The 10,956-nt window shown below is 34.6% G+C and carries 11 protein-coding genes; 8 read left to right on the forward strand and 3 right to left on the reverse strand.

The genetic code is table 11. From position 1 onward, the window contains the following. Window positions 1-95 precede the first annotated feature (95 nt). The 8 genes from pyrR (at window position 96) to ACODSI_RS10425 (ending at window position 5,645) form a co-directional block, all read left to right on the forward strand. Window positions 96-635 carry a bifunctional pyr operon transcriptional regulator/uracil phosphoribosyltransferase PyrR gene (pyrR, locus tag ACODSI_RS10390; RefSeq protein ID WP_488916785.1) on the forward strand — a complete coding sequence of 180 codons (540 nt, stop codon included), beginning with the start codon at window positions 96-98 and terminating at the stop codon, window positions 633-635. A 45-nt stretch (window positions 636-680) separates the two neighbouring features. Further along, window positions 681-1,610, forward strand: a complete 930-nt coding sequence (locus ACODSI_RS10395) for an aspartate carbamoyltransferase catalytic subunit (protein WP_488916786.1) — start codon at window positions 681-683, stop codon at window positions 1,608-1,610. Beyond that, window positions 1,610-1,942 (forward strand): ribonuclease Z, encoded by a 333-nt coding sequence (locus ACODSI_RS10400; protein WP_488916787.1) that lies wholly within the window; start codon window positions 1,610-1,612, stop codon window positions 1,940-1,942. The genes ACODSI_RS10395 and ACODSI_RS10400 overlap by 1 nt, the downstream gene beginning before the upstream one ends. A 12-nt stretch (window positions 1,943-1,954) precedes the next feature. Then, window positions 1,955-2,164 (forward strand): hypothetical protein, encoded by a 210-nt coding sequence (locus ACODSI_RS10405; RefSeq protein WP_488916788.1) that lies wholly within the window; start codon window positions 1,955-1,957, stop codon window positions 2,162-2,164. 190 nt (window positions 2,165-2,354) lie between these two features. Then, window positions 2,355-3,263 (forward strand): ribonuclease Z, encoded by a 909-nt coding sequence (locus ACODSI_RS10410; RefSeq protein ID WP_488916789.1) that lies wholly within the window; start codon window positions 2,355-2,357, stop codon window positions 3,261-3,263. A gap of 213 nt (window positions 3,264-3,476) precedes the next feature. Beyond that, window positions 3,477-4,121 (forward strand): pyridoxamine 5'-phosphate oxidase, encoded by a 645-nt coding sequence (gene pdxH / locus ACODSI_RS10415; RefSeq protein WP_488916790.1) that lies wholly within the window; start codon window positions 3,477-3,479, stop codon window positions 4,119-4,121. Window positions 4,122-4,331: 210 nt separating this feature from the next. Continuing rightward, window positions 4,332-4,832, forward strand: coding sequence for a CAP domain-containing protein (locus ACODSI_RS10420; protein ID WP_488916791.1), 501 nt, complete (start codon window positions 4,332-4,334; stop codon window positions 4,830-4,832). Between the two features lie 312 nt (window positions 4,833-5,144). Then, window positions 5,145-5,645, forward strand: coding sequence for a CAP domain-containing protein (locus ACODSI_RS10425; RefSeq protein ID WP_488916791.1), 501 nt, complete (start codon window positions 5,145-5,147; stop codon window positions 5,643-5,645). Window positions 5,646-6,354: 709 nt separating this feature from the next. Here the strand turns inward: ACODSI_RS10425 and ACODSI_RS10430 are convergent. The 3 genes from ACODSI_RS10430 to ACODSI_RS10440 all read right to left on the reverse strand — a co-directional run. Then, window positions 6,355-8,304, reverse strand: a complete 1,950-nt coding sequence (locus tag ACODSI_RS10430; protein WP_488916792.1) for an OmpA family protein — start codon at window positions 8,302-8,304, stop codon at window positions 6,355-6,357. A 17-nt stretch (window positions 8,305-8,321) separates the two neighbouring features. Continuing rightward, window positions 8,322-9,233 (reverse strand): PorP/SprF family type IX secretion system membrane protein, encoded by a 912-nt coding sequence (locus tag ACODSI_RS10435; RefSeq protein WP_488916793.1) that lies wholly within the window; start codon window positions 9,231-9,233, stop codon window positions 8,322-8,324. A gap of 53 nt (window positions 9,234-9,286) precedes the next feature. After that, a partial coding sequence (locus tag ACODSI_RS10440; protein WP_488916794.1) for a T9SS type B sorting domain-containing protein occupies window positions 9,287-10,956 on the reverse strand: 1,670 nt, incomplete at its 5' end.

A 10,956-nucleotide genomic window follows, 5' to 3' on the forward strand; every position in this document is an offset into this window, starting at 1 on the left:
CTAAAATTAATTTCCTCTACTTCACAGTAGAGGTTTTTTTATGCCTAATTTTAAATAATTTTATTTACTTTTACACACCAAACACACACTTCATTATGAGTCAAAAAATATTACTCACTGCAAAAGAAGTTAACATCATTCTGCACCGTTTGGCCTGTCAATTAATCGAGAAACATCTTGATTTTTCTGCTACAGTTTTAATAGGATTACAGCCACGAGGAAAGTTTTTAGCACAACGCATCAAGCATATTTTGGAAACAGAATATCAAGTCAATTCTGTTGCACTTGGGTTTTTAGACATCACTTTTTTTAGAGATGATTTTAGAAGAGGTGAGAAACCATTGGAGGCTAATAAAACGCAAATCGATTTTTTAGTTGAGGATAAAAAGGTCGTATTTATTGATGATGTTTTATATACTGGTAGAAGTATTAATGCTGCTTTAACGGCTATTCAATCGTTTGGAAGGCCTTCTGAAGTAGAGTTATTAACGCTCATAGATAGACGTTTTAGCCGCCATTTACCCATTCAACCCGATTATAGAGGTAGACAAGTAGATGCGATAAATAATGAAAAAGTCAAAGTTTGCTGGCAAGAAAATGAAGGAGAGGATGCTGTATTCTTAATTACAAATTAGCAAATAAGAATTTTAATATTACAACACACAACAACACAACAATAAATGAAAGAATTAAGTGTAAACCATTTATTAGGCATAAAATATCTTGTTAAGGAAGACATCGATTTAATTTTCGAAACTGCCGACCATTTTAAAGAAGTCATCAACCGACCAATTAAAAAAGTTCCTTCGTTACGAGATATCACCATAGCTAATATTTTTTTTGAGAACAGTACACGCACCAAATTATCGTTTGAATTAGCACAAAAACGACTTTCGGCCGACGTGATTAGTTTTTCTGCGGCACAATCATCTGTTAAAAAAGGAGAAACGCTTATCGATACAGTGAATAATATTTTATCAATGAAAGTGGATATGGTGGTCATGCGTCATGCGAATCCCGGTGCTGCTTATTTTCTGTCACAAAATGTAAAAGCAAGTATAGTAAATGCTGGAGACGGAGCACACGAACACCCAACACAAGCGTTATTAGACAGTTTTTCAATTAGAGAAAAATTGGGTGAAGTAGGAGGAAAGAAAGTGGTAATTGTAGGCGATATTTTGCATTCGCGTGTGGCACTTTCTAATATCTATGCACTGCAAATGCAAGGCGCCGAAGTGAAAGTGTGCGGACCAAAAACTTTACTTCCGAAATACATTGAAAGTTTAGGAGTTCAAGTAGAACCTAATTTGCGTAAAGCTTTAGAATGGTGCGATGTTGCTAACATGCTTCGCGTGCAAAACGAACGTATGGATGTGAATTATTTTCCGTCCACACGTGAATATGCACAACAATATGGTGTTGATAAAACATTATTAGATTCTTTGAATAAAGAAATTGTAATTATGCATCCAGGACCTATCAATCGCGGAGTAGAAATCACTTCCGATGTAGCCGACTCCAAACAATCTGTAATATTGGATCAGGTTGAAAATGGTGTAGCCATTCGAATGGCCGTAATTTATTTATTAGCCTCCAAAATAAAACAATAATGAAAGTAGAACAAAAAGGCCACACCACCACTATAAAAGATACCCAAGGAAGTATTCAATTATTCCTTGATAAAGTAACTCACGAACACCATTCGTATAAAAATCAAAACCTCATTTTAGATGTTACTCCAGATAAAAATGTGAGTTTAAAAGATCTAAAATTGTTTGCTGATTTGTCTAAAACGCATCGAAAAGGGAAAAAGTCATTTGTAATTGTGGTGAATGATATCGATTTTAATGAAGTGCCTACTAAGTTAATTGTGGTGCCATCACTTCAAGAAGCACACGACATTATTGAAATGGAAGAAATTGAACGCGATTTAGGATTTTAAAACTCATAACAAATGAAACTAACCAACAAAACAATTATTTACATTTACGTAGCGGCATTGTTTATTCTGACCTTTTTATTTACCCGAAATCTAATGAAAGGCATTAGAAATCAAGAGTTTGATTACTTAAAGTTAGCTGTCAATTTAGTGCTTTTGGTTTATATTATTGTAAAAGTTGTCAAGCTGGGTAAAATTGAAAACAATAATCAAAATGAGAAATAAAAAACTGACCTACTTTCTATTAGTTGGTTTTGCACTATTACTCGGTCTTTCTATTTATAACCGCTATGTCCAAAAAAAATATAATTATTGGGGCATAACTTCCAACGCTGTATTTATGGTTTCTATGCTACTTATTGTTTATACAAACAGAAAGAAACAATAATTTCGCAGTAAATTTAATATAGTGTAAATGAAACTTACCATCTTAGGCTGTTATGCCGCTACACCACGCACGTTATCCAATCCAACTTCACAAGTGTTAGAAATTAAAAATCAAGTATTTCTAATTGATTGTGCTGAAGGAACTCAAGTGCAATTGCGCAAAAGCAAGGTTAAGTTTTCTAAAATCAATCACATCTTTATTTCGCATTTGCACGGCGATCATTTCTACGGTTTAATTGGATTGATTTCTACGTTTATGTTACTCAATCGCCTTAACGATTTGCATGTATACGGACCCAAAGGCATCAAAGAAATCATACTACTTCAATTGCGCGCCTCAGGTTCTTATACAGGCTATAACTTGTATTTTCATGAATTGGAATCTAAATCATCCGAAACTATTTTTGAAGATGACAAAGTAATCGTAAAAACTATTCCTCTCCAACACCGCATTTATACCAACGGATTTTTATTTCATGAAAAAAACACCGAACGCAAACTCAATATTGAAGCTGTTGAACAATACAACATCGACAAAGTATATTTCAACAAAATAAAATACGGCGGTGACATCACTTTAGAGGACGGCACAATAATTCCTAACGCAGAGCTTAGTTTTGATCCGCAAGTAGCCAAAAGCTACGCTTATTGCAGCGATACGATGTATAACGAATCGATCATTCCCATTATTGAAAACGTAGATTTCCTCTATCATGAAAGTACGTTTTTAGAAAGTGAAGCGCATCTTTCAGAAAAAACCATGCATTCAACCGCCAAACAAGCGGCCACAATTGCATTCAAAGCGAAGGTTAAAAACCTAATTCTAGGGCATTATTCTACGCGTTACGGTAATATTCAACTCTTTAAAGAAGAAGCCGAAACCATTTTTCCCAACGTGTATTTAGCCGACGACGGAAAAGAATTTGAAATAGAGTAGGGCATCTCCATTTTTTTTAGAAGCAACCCGAGCAATAGCGAACAGGCGAAGCAATGGCTTGGGCTTTTTCTGCCTTCCATTTTCCCGCTTTCATCCCAAAACTTTGCAAAAAGGCAAAGGTTTTTCCTTTAAATCGGGGCTAGCAGAAAAACCATTTTAATTTCGGTAAACTTTATTAAAACTTTGCGAACTTTGTAGTTAAATAAAAAAACTATGAAAGACTTAGGCAATTATAGAAAATCCTACGAAAAAAGTGAACTTTTAGAAAATGCCATTCCAGAAGATCCCATTAATTTATTCAACAAATGGTTTCACGAAACTGAAGATTTTGGCGGAGTAGATGAAGTCAATGCCATGACAGTGGCCACCATTGGTTTGGATGGTTTTCCAAAATCGAGAGTGGTATTGCTTAAAAAGTTCAATGAAGAAGGATTCATCTTCTATACCAATTACAATTCCGAAAAAGGAAAAGCCATCGATACTAATCCTCACGTGTGTTTGTCTTTTTTTTGGACCAGCCTAGAACGCCAAGTCATCATTAAAGGAATCGCCGAAAAAACTTCTGATGCGATTTCTGATAATTATTTTAGTTCTCGTCCCGATGGCAGCAAACTCGGTGCTATCGTTTCTCCACAAAGTGAAGTAATTCCCAATCGCGAATATCTTGAAACCAATTTAAAGCTTTTAGAGCAAGAATATGAAGGAAAAGAAATTTTGCGTCCAAAACATTGGGGCGGCTTTTTAGTGCGACCAATTGAAGTTGAATTTTGGCAGGGACGTCCGAACCGTCTTCACGATAGAATTCGATACCAATTGCAAGATGATTTTTCTTGGAAAATAGAAAGATTATCCTCTTAGTTGTAAGAAAAATACAGTATTAAAAATTAATTTTATGTATTTTATCGATTTTATTTGTCACTTTAGCGATATAGTAGTAATATTGTATAACCAAATCAGAAACACGTTCTTACAATATAGATAACGAGAGTATTTGCCCCACACATACTTTCCATATTCAACCCGAAGATATTTGCCCCACATCTACCTTCAAAATCTTAACCTACTACTATGAAAGCAAAACTACTTAGATTGTTTGTGCCAATTGCATTGGTATTTACTTTAGTATCTTGTTCTAACAATTCAAACGAAGATACTTCTACTGTTGATAAAACATTAGTTACAAATTACAATTATTCTACCGAAGAATTACAAGTAGCTCAATTGATCAATGACTATAGAGTTAGCCAAGGATTGAGTCCATTAGAAATTGTCAACCATATTTCATTTAAATCGTTAGAACATAATGAATATATGATTGATAACAATGTAGTGAATCATGATTTGTTTGCAGAGCGCGCTGAGAACATCAAAGAAGTTTTAGGTGCTACTAAAGTAGGAGAGAACATTGCCTACAACTTTTCAACTCCGGGTTCGGTTGTGAATGCTTGGTTGAACAGTGCGGGTCACAAAGCCAATATTGAAGGCGATTACACCCATTTTGGAATTTCAATAGCTGTTAATCCAGATACTGGGAAAAAGTATTACACTAATATGTTTATGAAGAAATAATTGATTTATAGTTTTGTTTGATTTTGAAAAAGAAAACCATCTGTTAGCAGGTGGTTTTTTTTTTGCAACTTTATTTTTAAAATAAGTAGTACAGTATAATTATTGTAAGAAAAATACATTATTAAAAATTAATTTTATGTAGTTTATCGATTTTATTTGTCACTTTAGCGATATAGTAGTAGTATTGTATAACCAAATCAGAAACACGTTCTTACAATATAGATAACGAGAGTATTTGCCCCACATATACTTTCCATATTCAACCCGAAGATATTTGCCCCACATCTACCTTCAAAATCTTAACCTACTACTATGAAAGCAAAACTACTTAGATTGTTTGTGCCAATTGCATTGGTATTTACTTTAGTATCTTGTTCTAACAATTCAAACGAAGATACTTCTACTGTTGATAAAACATTAGTTACAAATTACAATTATTCTACCGAAGAATTACAAGTAGCTCAATTGATCAATGACTACAGAGTTAGCCAAGGATTGAGTCCATTAGAAATTGTCAACCATATTTCATTTAAATCGTTAGAACATAATGAATATATGATTGATAACAATGTAGTGAATCATGATTTGTTTGCAGAGCGCGCTGAGAACATCAAAGAAGTTTTAGGTGCTACTAAAGTAGGAGAGAACATTGCCTACAACTTTTCAACTCCGGGTTCGGTTGTGAATGCTTGGTTGAACAGTGCGGGTCACAAAGCCAATATTGAAGGCGATTACACCCATTTTGGAATTTCAATAGCTGTTAATCCAGATACTGGGAAAAAGTATTACACTAATATGTTTATGAAGAAATAATTGATTTATAGTTTTGTTTGATTTTGAAAAAGAAAACCATCTGTTAGTAGATGGTTTTTTTGTTGCCTATTTTTATCGATTGGAATATTCTTCCATTTTTAAATCTTTATCAAATGGACTTTTGGTAAATGGATAAACAGTTTGTTTGATATAACCTTTTGGGAAGTTAGCTTCCAATAAACCGTTATTTTTAGGCCATTCTGCTTTGATTTTTTCTTTTAGGAAAAACCATTTCTATAGGAATGAAAATATCAGCCATTAAAAATAAATCGAGAATTAACCAAAATTATAGTAGCAGTAATAAATAGAATTCCAATTAAGGACCATTTTTTATTCTTGCTAGCGATGAAGCTTATTATGGCAAAGAACATTGCTGCAATAATAGCGCCGGTCAATAACATTTTCATAGACTCTCCGGTATACACTTCGCTAAATTCAGGTGTGGTAAGCCATTCTGGATATTTAAAACAAATTACTCCAAGTAGGGAAGAAACTACTAAAAAGACAGAAGTATAGCCGCTTATTTTCCTTCACAAAATTTACATTTTCTTTTATTCCCATTGCATTATATTTAAAGGTCTAATATATAAAAGTTGGCAAATTAATATAGTTATTCAAGTATATTTTTTTGGGTTTAATATAAAAAAAGAAACACCCAACATAAGTTGAGTGTTTCATAGGGTTTAAACAATTGTAATCTTTGACAATATTACAATTTAGTAATAATAAATTCTGATCTTCTGTTAGCTTGATGTTGTTCTTCAGTACAGTTAGATTCGTTGGTTGGTTCACAACCACAATTGTTTACTAATTGTGATTCTCCATAACCTTTTCCAGTAAGTCTAGATTTGTTAATGCCTTTAGCGATTAACCATGCTATTGTTGATTTGGCTCTTCTGTCTGATAACGCTAAGTTGTATTTAGCAGTTTGACGACAATCGGTATGGGAACGAACATCAATTTCCATAGTTGGGTTTTGTTCCATTACATCCAATATTTTAGCCAATTCAATAGCTGCATCTGGACGGATGAATGATTTATCTAAATCAAAATAAATAATTTTAATTCCGAATGCTGTTCTAAGATCATCGCCAGGTTTCACTGGTTTAACTGTTTTCTCAAGTTCAACTGGCACTTCAGTTTTGCCAGTTTCTTTAGCAGTCATTGTTGGTGTTTCTACAGTATTGTATTCTGTTTTTTCAGTTTTAAGGTAGTATTTGCTTTCACATTCTACTAAACCAAAATCAAATTTCCCATCTTTACCTGTAGTTACTTCTTTTAACATTTTAAAGCTAGCATCCGACAAAGTAACTTTAGCACCTTCAATGGGTAATCCAGTCTCTTTATCTGTAACTATACCTGAAAGCATTTGCTCACAGATTAATTTTTTGTTTTCTTTAAATTTATAAATATCATCTCCACCTTGTCCACCTTCTCTGTTAGAAGTAAAATAACCTAAACGCGTTTTGTCGTTAATTAAATAACCAAAATCATCTTTAGGACTATTTACAGGCTCTCCAACGTTTTGAACGTCTTTATAACTTCCATCAGCTTGAACTTTTGATACAAATACATCCAATCCTCCAAGTCCAGGATGACCGTCTGAAGCGAAGTATAATTCGCCATCAGAAGTTACCATTGGGAATGTTTCTCTACCTTCAGTATTAATTACATTTCCAAGATTGGTAGGAGTTCCAAAACTTCCATCAGAGTTGATTGCAACTTTATACAAATCGGATTGGCCAAGTGAACCAGGCATGTTAGAGGCAAAGTACAATGTTTTCTCATCGGCACTAAGTGCTGGATGTGCTACACTATATTCATTACTGTTAAAAGGTACTTCAGTTATATTAGTCCATTGATCACCTTCCAAAGTAGCCTTGTACATTTTAAGTAAAGTTGATTTTCTAGCATCTTTACCTTTTTTTCCATCAAGAAAATTATTTCTAGTAAAATATACTGTTTTACCATCTTTTGTAAAGGCAGGTGTAGATTCATTAAATCTTGAATTTAAAGCACTACCATATCTCTTAGCATTAGATAGAGCTCCTTGGTCACCCATATCTGCACTGTAAAGATTAGTGAAACTTTCACCTGTCCAAGTATGTTTTCTTTTTCCAAAGCTACCCGTATCTCTTGCCGAGGTAAAAATAACTTTGTCATTAAAGAAAGCACTGCCATAATCAGAATATTTCGAATTGATTCCAGCATTCTCTATGTTATAACGACCAGAGTTTTTCTTAATTTGATCTAAATAATTTTTTTGAGAAGAAGCCAATTTAGCTCTTAATTCATTTCCACTTTTTTGGTTGAATTTGGCCAACATTTCGTCTGCCTTTTTATAATCTTTTACCGCTTTTAACGCCTGTGAATAACGGTAATAGTATTCTGGAGCTACATCTTGTGTAAAGGCGAATAATTCACCATACCATTTGGCAGCATTGTCTAAATCAGCTTTAAAATAGTAGGAATCACCTAATTTTTCTAACATATCCTGTGACTTGTACCCTTTAGCAAAGATACGCTCATAGGTTTTGATAGCATCAACATAGGCAAATTTATCGTACTCTTTATCGCCTTTAGCTTCTTTTAATTTTTGCGAATGCATACTTACTGAAGCGATGCAGGCAACTACTAAATATATAATTCTATTTTTCATCTTGTCTTGGCTTTTTATTAGAAGAATCTTGGTGATACTATTCGACTTTGACGTTTGAATAATTCAAAGCGTAAAAATATTTCATGGGAACCTGAATTGTAGTTGGCTAACTTAGTAGTTTCTAAATCATAACCATATCCAGCATATAATCCGTCGGTAATTTGAAATCCAGCCATGAAACTCATTGCAGCACTCCATCTCCAAGCAGCACCTAACATTAATTTATCATTAATTAAAAAGTTTCCTGACACATCAAGTTGTAGTGGTGCACCTTGAACCATTTTTGTTAAGAAAGCTGGTTTGAATTTCAAACTTGGTGATAATTCAAATACGTAACCTCCAATGAAATACATATTGGTTCTTTCTTTATAAACAGCTACATCATTATCGCTGTAACGTTTGGTTTCAAAAAAGTTAGGAACAGAAACTCCTAAATACGATTTGTTGGAGTGAAAATAAACCCCAGCACCTACATTAGGTGAAAAATTATTGTTCAAGTTTTGTAACAATGGATCATTTTGATTCATTGGGTTTAATTTAGTTGGGTCTAAATTAAATAGGTTAGCAGTACCTTTAATACCAAAAGACAGTTTGTAGGTTTCAGAGGTTTGAATGGTATAAGAAAGATCTGCCGAAACAGTATTCTCAACTGTAGGTCCGATACGGTCATTTACAAACGATAATCCAACTCCTAAATTAGTATTTTCTATTGGTGAGTTTACAGAAAAAGCACTGGTGACTGGAGCACCGTCCAAGCCAACCCATTGGGTTCTGTATAATCCGAAGATACTCATTACACCACGTGAACCAGCATAGGCAGGATTCACATTAATAGTGTTGTACATGTACTGTGTATACTGAGCATCTTGTTGTGCATACGTCACAAAGCTCATCAACATCAAAGCGAAAATTAAAATTCTTGTTCTCATTTATTTGGGTGTTTAAATGAATAACTGAGGGTGAGGCCACCCTCAGTTACTGATTATCTTGATAAATATAAATAGCCGTTTTTAGTTACATAATTACCTCCTCCAGTTTTGTATTTCAAAATATAGAAGTAAGTTCCTGTTGGCAATTCAGCGGATTGTTTTACAGTGTCTCTTCCTTCAGATATTCCTTGGAATACATGGGATGTATTGTCATAATTGTCTGTATCAAATACTTTTACTCCCCAACGGTTGTAAATTTCAACATTATTTTCGGAATAACAAGGGTCTGTGATATTTTCAATGATAAAATAATCATTTAGACCATCTCCGTTAGGAGTTACTGCATTATGAATATTTAAATCATCACATTCAATAGGAGCAACTATACAAACATTATTATCTACTGGTATTGTTAGTGTAACAGTACTAGGACAAACTGGATCATTATTATTATAAGTTACTACATAATTTCCATCCGCTAATTGATATGGTGTAAAGATACCAGTTGTTGCATTAAATCCTGTTGTGGCTGGACTAATAGACCAAGTACCTGTTGCAGTTATTACTCCAGGGAATTGAGTGTTAATTACGTTTTGAGAATCAACAGTTACAGCGATATCTTTTGGACAAACTGCAAGTACAGATGTTGATTGTGCAAAATTAGCAACAGTTACATTAATGGTTTGTGTGAAATTGTTTGAATTTCCACAAGCATCACTTGCTGTCCATGTTCTAACAATTGTATAGGTTCCTCCACTCACAGCTGAAGTTGTTTCATTGTAAACAACAGTTACTGGAGTTGTAGAACAAGCATCTGTAAATTGTAATTGCGGTACAGATGGTATTGCATTACAGTTAACATTTGCCACAGCAAGGTATGGTGTTGACAACTGAGGAGCCGTAGTATCTTGAACTGTTACAATTTGAGTAGCGGTTGTTGTATTACCACAAGCATCCGTAGCGGTCCATGTTCTAGTTAAAGTATAAGCACTTGGACAAGCACCAGCCGTTGTTACTTCAGCGAAAGTCACAGTAGCAGTACCACAGTTATCAGTAGCAGTTAAAGTAGCTGCAGTTGGAACCGCAGAACATTCAGCTGTTACATTCACAGGAAGTGCTTCAACAAACACAGGAGCCGTAGTATCTTGAACCGTTACTATTTGAGTAGCCGTTGCTGTATTACCACAAGCATCCGTAGCGGTCCATGTTCTAGTTAAAGTGTAAGCACTTGGACAAGCACCAGCCGTTGTTACTTCAGCATAAGTTACAGTAGCAGTACCACAACTGTCAGTAGCAGTTAATGTAGCTGCAGTTGGAACCGCAGAACACTCAACCGTTACGTTTACTGGCAATGTTTCAACAAACACTGGAGCAGTAGTATCTTGAACCGTTATTACTTGAGTAGCTGTTGCTGTGTTACCACAAGCATCCGTAGCGGTCCATGTTCTAGTTAACGTGTAAGCACTTGGACAAGCACCAGCTGTTGTTACTTCAGCATAAGTTACTGTAGCAGTACCACAGTTGTCAGTAGCTGTTAATACTATTGCCTCAGGGAAATTAGAGCATTCAACTGTTATATCAGTCGGAAGCGCTTCCACAAATGTTGGAGCCGTAGTATCTTGAACAGTTACAATTTGAGTAGCCGTTGTTGTATTACCACAAGCATCCGTAGCGGTCCATGTTCTAGTTAAAGTATAAGCACTTGGACAAGCACCAGCCGTTG

It is taken from the genome of Flavobacterium sp. FG139 (assembly GCF_057809695.1).

Bases quoted from the DNA above. Each gene is read 5' to 3' on its own strand.
- ACODSI_RS10435 (WP_488916793.1), bottom strand. From the start codon at position 9,233: ATGAGAACAAGAATTTTAATTTTCGCTTTGATGTTGATGAGCTTTGTG.
- ACODSI_RS10395 (WP_488916786.1), top strand. From the start codon at position 681: ATGAAAGAATTAAGTGTAAACCATTTATTAGGCATAAAATATCTTGTT.
- ACODSI_RS10410 (WP_488916789.1), top strand. From the start codon at position 2,355: ATGAAACTTACCATCTTAGGCTGTTATGCCGCTACACCACGCACGTTA.
- ACODSI_RS10405 (WP_488916788.1), top strand. From the start codon at position 1,955: ATGAAACTAACCAACAAAACAATTATTTACATTTACGTAGCGGCATTG.
- pdxH (WP_488916790.1), top strand. From the start codon at position 3,477: ATGAAAGACTTAGGCAATTATAGAAAATCCTACGAAAAAAGTGAACTT.
- ACODSI_RS10400 (WP_488916787.1), top strand. From the start codon at position 1,610: ATGAAAGTAGAACAAAAAGGCCACACCACCACTATAAAAGATACCCAA.
- ACODSI_RS10430 (WP_488916792.1), bottom strand. From the start codon at position 8,304: ATGAAAAATAGAATTATATATTTAGTAGTTGCCTGCATCGCTTCAGTA.
- pyrR (WP_488916785.1), top strand. From the start codon at position 96: ATGAGTCAAAAAATATTACTCACTGCAAAAGAAGTTAACATCATTCTG.
- ACODSI_RS10420 (WP_488916791.1), top strand. From the start codon at position 4,332: ATGAAAGCAAAACTACTTAGATTGTTTGTGCCAATTGCATTGGTATTT.
- ACODSI_RS10425 (WP_488916791.1), top strand. From the start codon at position 5,145: ATGAAAGCAAAACTACTTAGATTGTTTGTGCCAATTGCATTGGTATTT.